Source organism: Variovorax sp. 350MFTsu5.1, assembly GCF_048302515.1.
In the GTDB taxonomy this organism is placed as follows: domain Bacteria; phylum Pseudomonadota; class Gammaproteobacteria; order Burkholderiales; family Burkholderiaceae_C; genus Variovorax; species Variovorax guangxiensis.
The window spans coordinates 3,191,576-3,207,076 of record NZ_CP157620.1 but is presented as its reverse complement, the minus strand read 5'-3'; the positions used below and the strand labels follow the sequence as shown (position 1 = coordinate 3,207,076).

At 68.1% G+C, this 15,501-nt stretch carries 15 protein-coding genes; 3 read left to right on the top strand and 12 right to left on the bottom strand.

Going from position 1 to position 15,501, the window contains the following annotated elements; genetic code table 11:
- Nucleotides 1-2: 2 nt before the first annotated feature.
- The 9 genes from rng to ABL843_RS14525 form a co-directional block, all read right to left on the bottom strand.
- Nucleotides 3-1,532, bottom strand: a complete 1,530-nt coding sequence (gene rng / locus ABL843_RS14565; protein ID WP_418120306.1) for a ribonuclease G — start codon at nt 1,530-1,532, stop codon at nt 3-5.
- Nucleotides 1,533-1,667: 135 nt separating this feature from the next.
- Nucleotides 1,668-2,270 carry a Maf family protein gene (locus ABL843_RS14560; RefSeq protein WP_418120305.1) on the bottom strand — a complete coding sequence of 201 codons (603 nt, stop codon included), beginning with the start codon at nt 2,268-2,270 and terminating at the stop codon, nt 1,668-1,670.
- A gap of 3 nt (nt 2,271-2,273) precedes the next feature.
- Nucleotides 2,274-2,978 (bottom strand): phytanoyl-CoA dioxygenase family protein, encoded by a 705-nt coding sequence (locus ABL843_RS14555; RefSeq protein ID WP_418120304.1) that lies wholly within the window; start codon nt 2,976-2,978, stop codon nt 2,274-2,276.
- Entirely contained in the window at nt 2,975-3,442 is a 468-nt protein-coding gene (rlmH, locus tag ABL843_RS14550; protein WP_070060813.1) for a 23S rRNA (pseudouridine(1915)-N(3))-methyltransferase RlmH, read from the bottom strand. The genes ABL843_RS14555 and rlmH overlap by 4 nt, the downstream gene beginning before the upstream one ends.
- Nucleotides 3,439-4,104 carry a ribosome silencing factor gene (gene rsfS, locus ABL843_RS14545; protein ID WP_126019424.1) on the bottom strand — a complete coding sequence of 222 codons (666 nt, stop codon included), beginning with the start codon at nt 4,102-4,104 and terminating at the stop codon, nt 3,439-3,441. The genes rlmH and rsfS overlap by 4 nt, the downstream gene beginning before the upstream one ends.
- Nucleotides 4,104-4,718, bottom strand: coding sequence for a nicotinate-nucleotide adenylyltransferase (gene nadD, locus ABL843_RS14540; RefSeq protein WP_418120303.1), 615 nt, complete (start codon nt 4,716-4,718; stop codon nt 4,104-4,106). The genes rsfS and nadD overlap by 1 nt, the downstream gene beginning before the upstream one ends.
- A gap of 17 nt (nt 4,719-4,735) precedes the next feature.
- Nucleotides 4,736-5,653 carry an oxygen-dependent coproporphyrinogen oxidase gene (gene hemF / locus ABL843_RS14535; RefSeq protein ID WP_418120302.1) on the bottom strand — a complete coding sequence of 306 codons (918 nt, stop codon included), beginning with the start codon at nt 5,651-5,653 and terminating at the stop codon, nt 4,736-4,738.
- A complete protein-coding gene (gene purD / locus ABL843_RS14530; protein WP_126019418.1) occupies nt 5,653-6,951 on the bottom strand; it encodes a phosphoribosylamine--glycine ligase in 1,299 nt (432 codons plus the stop codon). Before purD ends, hemF begins: the two co-directional genes overlap by 1 nt.
- Nucleotides 6,952-7,007: 56 nt before the next feature.
- Nucleotides 7,008-7,733: a YebC/PmpR family DNA-binding transcriptional regulator gene (locus ABL843_RS14525; protein ID WP_126019416.1), complete on the bottom strand. Its 726-nt coding sequence runs from the start codon at nt 7,731-7,733 to the stop codon at nt 7,008-7,010.
- Nucleotides 7,734-7,859: 126 nt separating this feature from the next.
- Here ABL843_RS14525 and ABL843_RS14520 point away from each other — a divergent pair, with 126 nt between their 5' ends.
- Genes ABL843_RS14520 through ABL843_RS14510 form a run of 3 tightly spaced genes read left to right on the top strand, consistent with a single transcriptional unit; the run spans nt 7,860 to nt 10,531 of the window.
- A complete protein-coding gene (locus ABL843_RS14520; RefSeq protein ID WP_240650476.1) occupies nt 7,860-8,942 on the top strand; it encodes a Rid family hydrolase in 1,083 nt (360 codons plus the stop codon).
- Between the two features lie 48 nt (nt 8,943-8,990).
- On the top strand, nt 8,991-9,788 hold the full coding sequence (locus tag ABL843_RS14515) for a lysophospholipid acyltransferase family protein (RefSeq protein ID WP_126019414.1): 798 nt from the start codon (nt 8,991-8,993) through the stop codon (nt 9,786-9,788).
- The gene (locus ABL843_RS14510; RefSeq protein ID WP_418120301.1) at nt 9,755-10,531 is read left to right on the top strand and encodes a glycosyltransferase family 2 protein; all 777 of its coding nucleotides are present in this window, start codon (nt 9,755-9,757) and stop codon (nt 10,529-10,531) included. Before ABL843_RS14515 ends, ABL843_RS14510 begins: the two co-directional genes overlap by 34 nt.
- Nucleotides 10,532-10,660: 129 nt before the next feature.
- On the opposite strand, the gene ABL843_RS14505 is transcribed toward ABL843_RS14510, so the two are convergent.
- From ABL843_RS14505 to macA, 3 genes are read right to left on the bottom strand one after another with little or no spacing between them, the layout of a single operon-like run.
- On the bottom strand, nt 10,661-12,058 hold the full coding sequence (locus ABL843_RS14505; protein WP_418120300.1) for an efflux transporter outer membrane subunit: 1,398 nt from the start codon (nt 12,056-12,058) through the stop codon (nt 10,661-10,663).
- A complete protein-coding gene (macB, locus tag ABL843_RS14500; RefSeq protein ID WP_418120299.1) occupies nt 12,051-14,048 on the bottom strand; it encodes a macrolide ABC transporter ATP-binding protein/permease MacB in 1,998 nt (665 codons plus the stop codon). The genes ABL843_RS14505 and macB overlap by 8 nt, the downstream gene beginning before the upstream one ends.
- Complete coding sequence (gene macA, locus ABL843_RS14495; protein ID WP_418120298.1) at nt 14,045-15,211, bottom strand: macrolide transporter subunit MacA; 1,167 nt, start codon at nt 15,209-15,211, stop codon at nt 14,045-14,047. The genes macB and macA overlap by 4 nt, the downstream gene beginning before the upstream one ends.
- Between the last annotated feature and the right edge of the window lie 290 nt (nt 15,212-15,501).

The following is a 15,501-nucleotide window of genomic DNA, read 5'->3' as shown; positions in this document are numbered from 1 at the left end:
GGTCAGAGCAGCACGATGTCGTACTGCCCCTGCCCGATCGCCGGCTCGGCCTGCAGCGAGATCGGCTTGCCGATGAAGTCGCTCAAACCCGCCAGGTGCTGGCTTTCCTCGTCGAGGAAGAGCTCGATCACCTGCGGCGACGAGACGATGCGGAACTCGCGCGGCGTGAACTGACGCGCCTCGCGCAAGATTTCACGCATCACGTCGTAGGCCACGCTGCGCGCGGTCTTCACGATGCCCTGCCCGCCGCAGGCGATGCAGGGTTCGCACAGCATGTGCGCCAGCGATTCGCGCGTGCGCTTGCGCGTCATCTCCACCAGCCCCAGTTGCGAGAAGCCGCCCGCCGTGGTCTTCACGCGGTCGCGCGCGAGCTGCTTGCGGAACTCCGCCAGCACCTGCTCGCGGTGGTCGTCGCGGCCCATGTCGATGAAGTCGACGATGATGATCCCGCCCAGGTTGCGCAGCCGCAGTTGCCGCGCGATGGCCTGAGCAGCCTCAAGGTTGGTCTTGAAGATGGTGTCGTCGAAGTTGCGCGCGCCGACGAAGCCACCGGTGTTCACGTCCACCGTGGTCAGGGCCTCGGTCTGGTCGACCACCAGATAGCCGCCCGACTTCAGGTCGACCCGCCGGCCCAGCGCCTTGGCGATTTCCTCGTCGACCGAGTACAGGTCGAAGATCGGGCGCTCGCCCTTGTAGTGCTGCAGCTTGCCCGCTGCCTTGGGCATGTATTCGAGGCCGAACTTCAAAAGCAGCTCGAACTGCTCGCGCGAGTCGATGCGGATGGTCTGCGTCTCCTCGCCCGTCATGTCGCGCAGCACGCGCTGAAGCAGGCTCAGGTCCTGGTGCAGCAGCGACATCGGCGGCATGCGCATCGAGGCTTCGCGGATGCGCGACCAGGTCTTGCGCAGGTAAGCGATGTCTTCGGCAAGCTCCGCGTCGCTGGAGTCTTCGCCGTTGGTGCGCAGGATGAAGCCGCCCGTGTTGGCCGGCACCACGCCGCCGCTGTCGGCCGCCGCAGCCGCCTCGATGAGCGCCAGCATGCGGGTGCGCAGCGACTCGCGCTGCTCGGCCGGGATCTTCTGCGACACGCCGATGTGGTTGTCCTGCGGCAGGAACACCAGCAGCCGCCCGGCGATGCTGATCTGCGTGGAAAGCCGGGCGCCCTTGGTGCCGATGGGATCCTTGATGACCTGCACCAGCAGCGACTGGCCTTCGAACACCTGCTTCTCGATGGGCACCATCGGTCCGCCGTTGCGGTGGTCGCGATCGGGTGCCGGGGCGCTGGGGCGCGAACCCGGCGTGAACGGCGCGACGATGTCGGCGACATGCAGGAAGGCGGTGCGCTCCAGGCCGATGTCGATGAAGGCCGACTGCATGCCCGGCAGCACGCGCGACACCTTGCCCAGGTAGATGTTGCCGACCAGCCCGCGCTCCAGCGTGCGCTCGACGTGCAGTTCCTGCACCGCACCGTGCTCGATCAGCGCCACGCGGGTCTCCTGCGGAGACCAATTGATCAATATGTCTTGACTCATAGGTTCGCCCCCCAGGCTGCGCGCACTGCGTGTCGCTTCGCCCACCCCCCTGCAGGGGGGCGCCGCCAGCGGCCCGGCGAAGCCGGTTCCGCGGCGGCCCTGAAAAAGAATGCGGTCTTGAGTGTCATGGCGTATTCACTTGAGCATCCCCGCCTGCCGCAAGAGTTGTGCGGTCTCGAACATGGGGAGGCCCATGATGCCCGAATAGGACCCGCTGATGTGCTCGACGAACGCCGCCGCCGCGCCCTGGATGGCGTACGCGCCGGCCTTGCCCAGCGGCTCGCCGCTTTCGGCGTAGCGGGCGATCTGCGACTTCGTGATGTCGGCGAAGCGCACGCGCGACACGCTGAGCGCGGCATGGCTCTTTCTGCCGTGATGCAGCGCCACGGCGGTCAGCACGCGGTGGGTGGTGCCCGAGAGCATCCGCAGCATGCGAGAGGCGTCCTTTTCGTCCTCCGGCTTGCCGAGGATGGTGCGGCCGAGCGCGACCGTGGTGTCGGCGCAAAGCACCGGCGCGTCGGGCAGGCCGCGCCTGCGCATCCGGGCCACGGCGGCGTCGAGCTTCAGCCCGGTGACGCGCTGCACGTAGGTGGCCGGGGCTTCGTTGGGCAGCACTGCTTCCAGCGATTCGGCATCCTCGTCGGCATCGGCCAGCAGCAGTTCGTGGCGCACTCCGAGCTGGCCGAGCAACTGGGCGCGGCGCGGGCTCTGCGAGGCGAGGTAGATGAAATCGGGCAAGGTTCAAGTCTCCCGTGGACTCGGCTGATCGCCGGCCACCATGTGGTTCCAGGCCAGCCCGTGCGGCAGGCCCGGAGGTCCGAAAAGAAAATGAAGGACGCGGCGACGCGCCGGCGATTTCGCGCGCGACGAGGCATGCAGCAGCAAGGGGCGCATCAGCAAGACATCGCCTTGCGCCGCGGTGCAGACGGTTTCTCCATGGGCGGCTCGCAGCGCCAGCGCTTCCTCGCCATCGAGCCGACCGGCGCGGTGGCTGCCCGGCACGACGCGCAGCGGTCCTGCGTCGGCGCCGCAGTCGTCCAGATGCACCCGCACGGCGAGCAGCGATTGCAGGACGTCGATCGGAGGCTGTACGTAGGGCTCGCCCTCCTTGATGACGGCGGCCATGCCGGCGCCCGAGGCCGGGATCGACGTGTCCTGGTGCAGCGCGACCAGCCAGTTGCTGTCGGGCGTCTTGTCGAAGAGCGTGCATTGCACGGCTACCGACCGGGCATCGAGCAGGCCCATGCCGCACAGCCGCGCTTTCAGGCGAACCGCGATGTCGCCGCAAAGCGGATGAACCAGCAGGTTGCGGCTGCCCGCCACCTGCCCCAGCCGGTCGTCGAGCGACCGCGCGGCGGCGTCCAGGAGTTCGGCCGGCAGCAGCGCCGGCACCAGCGCATGGCCCCGTTCGTCGAGCAACGCGACGTGCCCGGCGGCGTTCGTCATTCGCGGTGGTAGGGATGGCCCGCGTTGACCGACCACGCACGGTACAACTGCTCGACCAGCAGCACGCGCGCCATCGCGTGCGGCAGCGTGAGGTCGGACAGCCGGATGCGTTCGTGGGCCGCGGCCTTGAAGGCCGGGTCGAGCCCGTCGGGCCCGCCGATGACCAGGGCGACGTCGTCGCCCTCGCCCTGCCAGGTCTGCAGACGCGCGGCGAGCGCCTTGGTGGTCAGCGCCGTGCCGCGTTCGTCGAGCACCACGATGCGCATGCCGCGCGCAATGGCGCCTTCGATGCGCTCGCGCTCGGCGGCGTAGAGGGTTTCCAGCGTCTTTGAACCGCGCGGCTCGGTCTTGACCGCGCGCAGTTCGAGCTTGAGCTCGGGCGGAAAGCGCTTGGCGTAGTCGTCCCAGGCAGTCTGTGCCCAGTCGGGCATGCGCTGCCCGACGGCGACCACCAGCAGCTTCATGCGCGGCGGGCTGGCGCCTTCCTGGCGGCCGTCGTCTTCTTTGCCGCCGGCTTCTTGGCGGCGGGCTTGCCCACGACCTTGACCGGCACGCGCGCAGTGGTGGTTGCGGCCTTCTTGGCGGGAGCCTTCTTCGCAGCCGTCTTCTTGGCCGGGGCCTTCGCGGCCTTGGCTTCCTGCTCGGCCGCGCGGATCGCGGTCTTGGCGGCGCTCGAACGGCGCAGCGTCGGGGCCTTGGCGGCGGCCTTCTTCTCTTCGGCGCCGGCCTTGGAGGCGGTGGCTACCGCGGGCTTGGTGCCGCCGAGCTTGGCGCGCACCGGCTTGTCGCCCCAGATCTCTTCCAGGTGGTAGTACTGGCGGATGGCGGGCTGCATGATGTGCGCGACGGCCGAACCGCAGTCCACGATGATCCACTCGCCGTTATCCTCACCCTCCACGCGCGGCTTGGCGAAGCCGGCCTCGCGTACCGCGTCGCGCACGCTGGCGGCCAGCGCCTTGGTCTGGCGGTTGGAGGTGCCCGAGGCAACGATCACACGCTCGAACAGTGGCGAGAGATGCTCGGTGTCGAATACCTGGATGTCCTGCGCCTTGACGTCTTCGAGGCCATCGATGATGGCTCGCTGGAGTTTCTGGGTGTCTTTCTTTGCGGCGGCTTCAGTGGTCATCAGGCAGTGCGGTAGAGGTGGTGTTGGTCAATATAGCGTGCAACCGTGGGCGGAACCAGCGAGGAAATGTCCACGCCGAGCGCCGCGCGCCGCCGGATCTCGGTGGCGCTGATGTCCATGGGAGGCAGTTCGAGCGCCTCGAAACGCGCGCCAGCAGGAAGGCCGGACAGGGATTTCGGATCAAAACGGGCAGTGTTACCCGTCGATAGTGCGCGATACGCTACAGAAACAATAGCAATGCCGAGTATATCCTGCCAGCCGTGCCAGGTCGGCAGCGCGCTGGCCTGGTCGGCTCCCATGATCAGCACCAGCTGGGCACCGGGCTGCTCGCGCTGCAGTTCGTGCAGGGTGTCGAGCGTGTAGGTGGGGCCGTCGCGCAGCACCTCGCGGCTGTCGACGACGATGGTGCCCTTCAGGTCGCCGAAGGCCAGCCGGGTCATGGCGAGGCGATCCTCCTTCGGCGTGAGCGCCCTGCTCTTGTGCCAGGCCAGGCCGGTGGGAATCACATGCAGCTCGTCGAGATCGAGCTGCGCCATCGCGGCTTCGGCAAGGGCCACGTGGGCGTTGTGCGGTGGATCGAACGCGCCGCCAAACACGCCGATGCGGCGTTGCACCTTACCGGGAGGAGAGTTCACAACCAATCTCGCCGCACGATGAAGTCGCTGTAGAGCGCGGCTTCGGGGCTGCCCGGCTCGGGCTGCTGCTGGTAGGCCCAACTCGCCAGCGGCGGCATCGACAGCAGGATCGATTCCGTGCGCCCGCCCGATTGCAGGCCGAAGTGCGTGCCGCGGTCCCACACGAGGTTGAACTCCACGTACCGGCCACGCCGGTAGAGCTGGAAGTTGCGCTCACGCTCCGTGTACGGCGTGGCGCGGCGGCGCTCGACGATGGGCAGGTAGGCCTGCAGGAAGCTGTCGCCCACCGAGCGGATCATCGCGAAGCCGTTCTCGAAGCCGCCTTCGGAGAAATCGTCGAAGAAGATGCCGCCGACGCCGCGCTGCTCGTTGCGGTGCTTGAGGAAGAAATATTCGTCGCACCAGGTCTTGAAGCGCGTGTACTTGTCGTCGCCGAACGCGGCAAGCGAATCGCGGCACACGGTGTGGAAGTGCACCGCGTCTTCCTCGAAACCGTAGCAGGGCGTGAGGTCCATGCCGCCGCCGAACCAGCAGACCGGTTCCTTGCCCTCGGGGAGCGCGGCGAGCATGCGCACGTTCATGTGGACGATCGGCACGTACGGATTGCGCGGATGGAACACCAGCGACACGCCCATCGCCTCGAAGGGCGCGCCCGCCAACTCGGGGCGGTTCTGCGTCGCCGAGGGCGGCAGCTTCGGACCGCGCACCTGCGAGAAACCGCAGCCCGCGCGCTCGAAGAGCTCGCCGCCTTCGAGGATGCAGGTCAGGCCGTTGCCCTGCAGCGGCTCGCCGGGCGCCTTCTGCCAGGCATCGCGCACGCAGGTGCCGCCGTCGGCCTTCTCGACAGCCGCGATGATCGACTGCTGCAGTCCGCGCAGGTACTCGCCGACCGCCGCCGGATTGGCCTGCTGCATCAGCTGCCGTGGGGGTTGCGTGCGTGCACCGCGCGGAAGCCGATGTCCTTGCGGTACTGGGCGCCATCGAAGCTGACGCGCGCCGCGACCTCGTAGGCCCGCTGCTGCGCCTGCTTCACGCTGTCGGCCAGAACGGTCACGCACAGCACCCGGCCGCCGCTGGTCTTGAGCTCGCCGTTGTCGAGCGTGGTGCCCGCGTGGAATACCACCGCATCGGGCGCCTCGGCAGGGATGCCGGTGATGCGGTCGCCCTTGCGCGGCGACAGCGGATAGCCGTGCGCGGCCATGACCACGCCCATCGCCACGCGGCGGTCCCACTGCAGCTCGACCTGATCGAGCGTGCCGTCGGTGGCGTGCCAGAAGACTTCGAACAGGTCGGACTTGAGCCGCATCATGATCGGCTGCGTCTCGGGATCGCCCATGCGGCAGTTGAATTCGAGCGTCTTCGGATGGCCGGCCGCGTCGATCATGAGGCCGGCGTACAGGAAGCCGGTGTACGGGATGCCGTCCTTTTCCATGCCGCGGATGGTCGGCAGGATGATCTCGCGCATGGCGCGCGCATGCACTTCGGCCGTGACCACCGGCGCGGGCGAATACGCGCCCATGCCGCCGGTGTTGGGGCCTTCGTCGTTGTCCAGCAGGCGCTTGTGGTCCTGGCTGGTGGCCAGCGCGGTCACGTTCTTGCCGTCGCACAGCACGATGAAGCTGGCTTCCTCGCCCTGCAGGAATTCCTCGATGACGACGCGCGCGCCGCCTTCGTTGTGGGACACGCCGAACTTGTTGTCGACCAGCATGAAGTCGACGGCCTCGTGCGCTTCCTCGGCCGTCATGGCCACGACCACGCCCTTGCCGGCTGCCAGGCCGTCGGCCTTGACGACGATGGGGGCGCCCTTGGCGTCGATGTAGGCGTGCGCGGCTGCGGCGTCGGTGAAGGCCTCGTACTCGGCCGTCGGGATCTTGTGGCGCTTCATGAAGGCCTTGGAGAAGGCCTTCGAGCTTTCGAGCTGCGCGGCTGCCTGGGTCGGGCCGAAGATGCGCAGGCCGTGCGCGCGGAACTCGTCGACCACGCCGGCCGCCAGCGGCGCCTCGGGACCGACCACCGTCAGCGCGATCTTTTCCTTGATGGCCCACTCGCGCAGCGCGGCGGGCTCGGTGATGTCGATGCAGTCGTAGCGCTCGTCGCTGGCGGTGCCGCCATTGCCCGGCGCCACGTACACGCGGCTCACCCGTGCGGCCTGCGCCAGGCGCCATGCCAGAGCGTGTTCGCGGCCCCCTCCCCCAATTACCAGTACCTTCATTCGCGGGCCTTCATTTCTCGCTGTGATTCAACAAACATTCATTCGACGACGGCAGCTCACTCGGACAGCGAGGCGTTGTGATAGACGTCCTGCACGTCGTCCAGGTCCTCGAGCACGTCGAGCAGCTTCTGCATTCTTGCGGCGTCCTCGCCGGTCACTTCCACCGTGTTCTCGGCGCGCATGGTGACTTCGGCGGCGTCGGGCTTCAGGCCGGCGGCTTCGAGCGCGTTCTTCACCGCCTCGAATTCGGCTACGGAGGTGATCACCTCGATGGCGCCATCGTCGTCGGTGACGACGTCTTCCGCGCCCGCCTCGAGGGCCGCTTCCATCACCTTGTCCTCGCTGGTGCCGGGCGCGAAGATGATCTGGCCGCAGTGCTTGAACTGGAAGGCCACCGAGCCTTCGGTGCCCATGTTGCCGCCGTGCTTGGAGAAGGCGTGGCGCACTTCGGCCACGGTGCGCACGCGGTTGTCGGTCATGGTGTCGACGATGATTGCCGCGCCGCCGATGCCGTACCCTTCGTAACGAATTTCTTCGTAATTGACGCCTTCGAGGTTGCCCGTGGCCTTGTCGATGTTGCGCTTGATGGTGTCGATGGGCAGGTTGACGGCCTTGGCCTTTTCAACCGCCAGCCGCAGCCGGGGGTTGGCGCCCAGATCGGCGCCGCCGGCGCGGGCGGCCACCGTGATTTCGCGGATCGCGCGGGTCCAGAGCTTGCCCCGCTTCTCGTCCTGGCGGCCCTTCCGGTGCTGAATATTCGCCCACTTGCTATGTCCGGCCATGGCTTTCTATCTCGCTGTCCTGTGTTTCTGTGTCAATCCGAGCAGCCCCGAGTTTACTGTCCGGCGCACACAACGCCGGCCCTGGAGGCCGGAATTCGGGTCAATGCTTTTGGTGATAATTGTTCGATGACGCCATCGCCTTCCGTCGGGCCCGGGAATCCCGACACCCCGTCGCACGCCACCTTGCCGCAGCGCCACGAGACCCATCTGCGCGTCGAGCGCCTGTCGCTGCCGGCCAGCCTGGCGCTGGCGACCGACGGCAAGGCCCCCTTCGCCGCGCTCGGCTACGGCACGCCGCACGGCGTGGCCTGGATGCCGACGGTCAACGCGCGCGTGCTCTCCGACAGCGGCGCCATGGCCGACGTGTGGCACGCGGGCGGTGCGCAGATCAAGTCGGGCACCACCGGCATCGCGCGCTGGCGCACCGACGGCCACTGGCTGCTCGGCGCCATCGACCTCGACGAATCCGCCGAGAAGCAGGGCCTGGCCGAACTCGCGCACCGCGCCTACCGCGATCTTTTCAAGACGCTGGACCAGGCCGGCACGCCGCACCTGCAGCGCATCTGGAACTACCTGCCGCAGATCAACGCCGACGGCGGCGGCCTGGAGCGCTACCGCCAGTTCAACCTGGGCCGCCAGGAAGCTTTCCTCGAAGCCGGCCGCGCAGCCTTCGAAGGCGCGCCGGCCGCCTGCGCGCTGGGCATCCACCAGGGTGCGCTGTCGATCCGCTTCCTGGCCGGCCAGCAGGCGCCGCTGCCGGTCGAGAATCCGCGGCAGGTTTCGGCCTACCGCTATCCCGAAACCTACGGCCCCCGCTCTCCGACCTTCTCCCGCGCCGCGCTGGCGGACACTGGCGACGGCAACCTCGCTCTCTTCATCTCCGGCACCGCGAGCATCGTCGGCCACGAGACCGTGCACCATGGCGACGTGCAAGAGCAGACGCGCGAGACCTTGCGCAACCTGCAGGCCGTCATCACAGCCGCGAACGAGCGCTGCAGCGCGACCTTCTCGCTGGCCGGGCTCGACTGCGTGGTCTACGTGCGGCACCCTTCCGACACCGCCACGGTGCGCGCCGTCATCGAGGAAGCGCTGGGCGCCGACGCGCCGATGGCTCGCCACGCCGTTTACCTCGAGGCGGACATCTGCCGCAGCGACCTGCTGGTCGAGATCGAGGCCCACGCCGTCGCCGCGGGGCAGCTGCGGGCCTGACCGGCTATTGCCCGGCCGTTCCGTCCTTCCGTCCGATTGACCGATTCAATGAACCGCGTGCTGAGATTTCTCACGTCGATTCCGCTCGCGGTGATGCTCTATGCGCTGCTGCTGTTTCTCGGCCTGATTTCGCTGGTCTGGAACATCTTCGCCATGCTCATCCATCCGGTGATGCCGGCGGCGCCTGCCCGTGCCCTGGGCCGCATGACCATCGCCTTCGCCTACCGCATGTTCTGGTGGCTGGCCTCGGTGACCGGCATGATGCGCATCGACGCCAGCTGCCTCGACCCGATGAGCAAGGAGCCCGGCGTGATCTTCGTGGCCAACCACCCGACCATGCTCGACGCGCTGCTGCTGGTGGCGCGGCTGCCGCGCAGCGCCTGCATCATGAAGGCCGACCTGATGGGCAACATCTTCCTTGGCGCGGGCGCCCGGCTGGCGCGCTACATCAGCAACAAGTCGGCGCGCACCATGGTGCGGCTGGCGGTGAACGACCTGCGCAACGGCGGCCAGCTGGTGATCTTCCCCGAGGGCACGCGCACGGTGACGCCGCCGCTCAACCCGTTCCGCCCGGGCACCACGCTGATCGCCAAGCTGGCGCAGGCGCCGATCCAGACGGTGTTCATCGACACCGACTCGCCCTACCTCGCCAAGGGCTGGCCGCTGTGGCGCGTGCCGCCGCTGCCCATCGTCTTCAGGCTGCGGCTGGGCAAGCGCTTCGCGCCCACGCAGGACAGCGACGTGCTGCAGGCGGAACTCGAACAATACTTCCGACAAAACATGGAGCAGCGCGCCACCGACGCGTCCCCCGAATGCCAGACGCCTCGCGCACACACCTTGTCCTGATCCCCAGCTACAACACCGGCGAGCGCCTGTTCTCCACGGTCGCCGCCGCGCGCGCGCAATGGAACCCGGTGTGGGTGGTGATCGACGGCAGCGACGACGGCACCGGCGAGCGCCTGCAGCAGATGGCCGAGGGCGACCCGGGCCTGCGCGTGTGGGTGCTGCCGCAGAACCAGGGCAAGGGCTCCGCAGTGCTGCACGGCCTGCGCGCCGCAAAGGAAGCCGGCTTCACCCACGCGCTGACGATGGACTCCGACGGCCAGCATCCGGCCGACCTGATCCCCGCCTTCATGCAAGCCTCGCTGGCTCGCCCCGAAACCATGGTGCTCGGCCGCCCGGTGTTCGACGCCAGCGCGCCGCTGCTGCGCGTGCGCGGCCGGCGCGTGTCGAACGGGTGGACGCAGCTCGAAACGCTGTTCGCGGGCGTCGGCGACTCGCTCTACGGCTTTCGCGTGTATCCGGTGGCCGACCTGATCGCGGTGATGGCGCGCCAGCCCTGGATGCGCCGCTTCGACTTCGACACCGAGGCCGTCGTGCGGCTGGCCTGGCGCGGCGTGAAGCCGGTCAACATCGACGCACCGGTGAAATACCTGAGCGCCGAGGAAGGCGGCGTCTCGCACTTCCGCTATGGCCGCGACAACGTGCTGCTCACCTGGATGCACACGCGGCTTATGGTCGAGTTCGTGCTGCGCCTGCCCCTGCTGCTGCTGCGCAAGCTGGCGAAGAAGCCGCCGTTTCAGGACTGATGTCTTCTTCCCTCTCCCTCTGGGAGAGGGTCAGGGTGAGGGCACTGTGCAGCCGATGAAGCGCGGCCTCGACTTGGAGGCCGATGCCCTCACCCCAGCCCTCTCCCAGAGGGAGAGGGAGCAAATGCGCTACGAAGCCACTGCCGCCCCGCCCAGCGCCTTGTAGAGCGTCATCGTCGCGTTGAGCTGGTTCAGCCGGTTCTGCGCCAGCGACACCTCGGCCGCGCGGCGCCTGTCCTTCGCGTCGAGCACCGGCTGCAGCGCGGTCGCCCCCGCGCGGTAGCGCACTTCCGACAGGCGCTCGGCGCGCTGTGCCTCCTGCAGCGCCAGCACCAGGCTCTCGCTTTCGGCACGCAGCTGCGTGCGTGACGACAGCGCGTTCTCGACCTCCGACAGCGCCGTGTACAGCGACTGCCTGAAGCCCACCACCGCCTCTTCGTACTGCGTCTGCGACACGGCCACCGTCAGCCGCGCGGTATTCCATTGCAGGAACGGCAGCGTCAGACCCGCGCCCAGCGTGCCCACGGGGTTCTTCAGCAGTTCGCCGAGCGCGGTGCTCGACGTGCCCAGCGTGCCCGTCAGGCTCAGCGTGGGATAGAAGCCGGTGCGCGTGGCGTCGACGTTTGCCAGCGCACTGCGCAGGCGCTGCTCGGCGGCGCGAAGGTCGGGGCGGCGGCCCAGCAGGCTCGCGGGCACGCCGGCATCGATGGAGGGCAATGCGATGTCGGGCAGTTGCGCCGGCTCGGCGGCCATCGGCTCCGGCGGCTGGTCGAACAGGATCGCCAGCGCGTTGCGTGCCTCCACGCGCTGCTGCAGCAGTTGAGTGTGGGCGGCTTCCTGCGTCGCGAGATTCTGGCCGGCCTGCGCCACGTCCAGCCCCGACACCGCGCCCGCCGCGTATTTGACCCGCGCCAGCGCGAGGATGCGCCGGCCGTCTTCCATGCCCGCCTCGCTCAGCGCAATGCGCTGGTTCAGGTAGCCGGTCTGCCAATAGAGCCCCGCCACGGTGCCGATCAATGACAGCGCAGTCGCCTGCCGGTCGGACTCGGTGGCCTTCAGCTCCCAGTCGGCGGCGCTACGCAGCGCCGAGAGCCGGCCCCACAGGTCGAGTTCGTAGCTCAGCGCCACTGACGAGTTCGACGCCGAGCCGGCGACGCCGCCGCGCTTGAGGTCGTAGCTGCGGCTGGTGCTGGCCTGCCCGATCACGCCCGGCGTGAGATTCGTGTTCGCGAGCCCGGCTTGCAGTTGCGCGCGCTGCACGCGGATGCCGGCCACCGCCAGGTTGTTGTTGGTGCGCAGTGCGTTGTCGATCAGCCTGTCGAGCTGCGGATCATCGAAGGCCGTCCACCAGTGGGCGGACAGCGCCACCGCGGCCCCGGTGGTCGCGGGCGAAACCGACTGCTGCCAGCGCTGCGGAATGTCGAACGGCCGCTGGGCGCGCTGCTCCGGCTGGAACAGCGTGCAGCCGCCCAGGGCGAGCACCGCGATGGCCACCGAGGCCAGGGAAAGAACATGCGCCTTACTCACGAGCCAGCGCCTCGATGGGGTCCAGCCGCGCCGCGTTGCGCGCCGGCAGGTAGCCGAACAGCACGCCGATCAGCGACGCGCAGAGAAATGCCGAAACCACGGCGCCGATTGAAAAGATCATCTGCCATTGCTTGACGAGAAGCGAGAACAGGAAGCTGATGCCGTATGAGAGCGTCACGCCGATCAGGCCGCCCACCAGGCACACCAGCACCGCCTCGGTCAGGAACTGCTGCAGCACGTCGCTCTGGCGCGCCCCCACCGCCATGCGGATGCCGATCTCGCGCGTGCGCTCGGTCACCGACACCAGCATGATGTTCATCACGCCGATGCCGCCCACCACCAGCGAGATCACGGCGATGAGCGACAGCAGCAGCGTGAGCGACTGGCTGGTGCGCTCCGCCGTCTTGACGATGCTGTCCATGTTGAAGGTGAAGAAATCCTTGGTGCCGTGGCGCAGCGTGAGCAGCTTGACGATGCTGTCCTCGGCCGCCTTCGTGGGCTGGTCGTCGCGGATGCGCACCGTGATGTTGTCGAAGTGCTGCTGCCCGAAGAGCCGGCTCGCGCCCGTGCTGTAGGGCAGCCAGAGGTTGAGCGACTTGTTGCCGTCGCCGAACACCGTCTTCTTCTCCTGCGCCACGCCGATCACCGTGCATGGCAGGCTGCCCACGAGGATGATCTTGCCCACCGGCTCGGTTCCGTCGGGAAACAGCTTGCGCCGCGTGTTCTGGTCGATAACAACCACCTGCGACTGGTGGCGCACGTCGGAGGCGGTGAAGGCCGCGCCGCTGGCCATCTGCATGTCGCGCACGCGGAAGAAACTGTCGCTCACGCCGTTGACCGTGCCGTTGATGTCCACGCTGCGGTAGCGCAGCCGCAGGCTGCGCGAGGTCACGGGCGTCACGCTGTGAACGTAGGGCTGCGCCGCGATGGCGTCGAGGTCGGGAGGTATCAGCGTGCGGATGCTCGACGCCTTGTCGTCGCCGAAGTCGCGGCCCGGGTACACATCGAGCGTGTTGGTGCCGATGGCGCGGATGTCCGACAGCACGTAGCGCTTGGCGCCCTCTCCTATCGCCACGATCGACACCACCGAAGTGATGCCGATGACGATGCCCAGCATGGTGAGCGCCGTGCGCATGCGGTGCGCCATCATCGAGCGCCAGGCCATGCGGAAGGCTTCCGCGAAGCGGGCCCAGCCGGTGTTGAAGCGGGCGATGCCCAGCCCGGGCTTCGTCATCGCAGCCGGAGGTTCGCCTTCGGCCTGCGAAGCCTCCTGCGCCGGGGCCGCCACGGTCGGCACACTCGGCACGTTCGGCCTGTCGCCCACGATCACGCCGTCGGCGATCTCGATGATGCGCTCGGTGCAGCTCGCCACCTGCATGTCGTGCGTCACGATGATGATCGTGTGGCCCTGGGCATGCAGCTCGCGCAGGATGCTGATCACCTCCTGGCCGCTGCGGCTGTCGAGCGCACCGGTCGGCTCGTCCGCCAGGATCACTTGCCCGCCGTTCATGAGCGCGCGCGCGATGCTCACGCGCTGCTGCTGGCCGCCCGACAGCTGGCTGGGCCGGTGCTCGGTGCGGTCGCCCAGCCCGAGCCGCGCGAGCAGCTGGCGCGCACGCGAGTCGCGCGCCTGGCCGTCGGTGCCGGCGTACACCGCGGGCACCTCGACGTTGCCGGTGGCCGTCAGGTGCTGCATCAGGTGGTAGCGCTGGAAGATGAAGCCGAAGTGCTCGCGCCGCAGTTCGGCCAGCGCGTCGCTGTCGAGCGCCCCCACGTCCTGGCCGGAGACGGTGTAGGAGCCCGTGCTCGGCCGGTCGAGGCAGCCCAGGATGTTCATCAGCGTCGACTTGCCCGAACCCGAGGCGCCGACGATGGCCAGCATTTCGCCGCTGCCGACGTCGAGGTTCACGTCCTTCAGCACCTGCACTTCCTGCTCGCCCGAGGGAAAGCTGCGGCCGATGCCGCGCAGGCTGAGCAGCGGCTGCGTCATTGAGGCTTGCCTCGTCCGCCGCCGTTGTCGGCGGTCTCGCCGCGCTCGGGTACCGCCGAGGCGTCGCCGGTGATGACGCTGTCGCCCTCCTTCAGGCCTTCGAGCACCTGCGCCTGGAAGTTGTTGGAGATGCCGACGCGCACCTTGCGCGTCTCCACGGTCTGGTCGGGCTTGAGCACGCGCACCTCCTGGCGGCCGTCCTTGTCGCGCGCGCCCAGTGCGGTCAACGGCACCGTCAGCGCCTGTTTCGCTTCGCCCAGCAGGATGGCGACCTGCGCCGTCATGTCCACGCGCAGCGTGCGGTCGGGGTTGGGCACGTCGAACAGCGCGTTGAAGAACACGGCGTTGTTGATCTTCTCCGGCGAAGGCTGCACCGCGCGCAGCGTGCCGTGATAGCGCTTGTCGGGGTCGCCGAGGATGGTGAAGTACACCGGCTGCCCCGGCTTCACGCGCACCACGTCGGCTTCCGACACCTGCGCCTTCACGGTCATGGTCGACAGGTCGGCCAGCTTCATCAGCGTGGGCACCTGGAAAGCGGCGACCACGGTCTGGCCTTCGAGCGTGTTGATGGAGACGACGTCGCCGTCGATGGGCGCGACGATGCGCGTGTAAGAGAGGTTCTGCTGCGCCGAGGCGACGGCCAGCTTCTGCTGGCGGATCTGCGCCTCGAGCGACACCGCGTCTGCACGCAGCGCACGCAGTTCAGCGTCGGCGCTCTCCATGTCCTGCCTGGCGGCGGCGTCCTGCGCGAGCATTTCCTGCTGCCGGGTCCAGGTGAGCTGCGCCTGCCTGACGCGCACTTCCTTCGCGAGCTTCTGCGCCTGCAGGTTGTCGAGCCTGGCCTGCTCCTGCGCCAGGGTGTTCTGCGAGATGACGGGGTCGATCTCGGCGAGCCAGTCGCCCTTCTTCACCGTCTGCCCGAGCACCACCTTCAGCGACTTGAGCTGGCCGCTCACCTGAGCGCCCACCTCCACCTGCTTGAGCGCCTGCAGCACGCCGGTGGCGAGCACCGCGTTCTCGAGATCGGTGCGCTGCACCGTGGCGGTGAGGTATTCGCTTTTTTTCGCCGGCCGCAGCCATGAAGAGGCGATGACGACCAGCACGATGAAAACGGCAATGCCGATCAGGTATTTGCGCGATCGCCGGGGTGGGTTATTGGGCATGCGGAAGGAAATGGATGAAAGGCTCCGGGGCGGGCCGCTTTCCTTCAAGAAGAATTCGGCGCCGGAAAGGAAGTTCCGGAGAAGCTCCACGGTTGTCGCACGATCCTAGCCGCGTTTGCTGAAGGACTTTTAAAGACCTGCGCAGTGCATTGACACCATCCTCTTACAAGGGAACGCCCTGCGGCTTACACCCCGGCCGGATCGTGACTTTAGGCACTGTATGCACGCGAATTCCCCTCCTACATTGGCAATTGGGCAGTGCACTGAAAGCCGCCCGCCACAGCAGATGC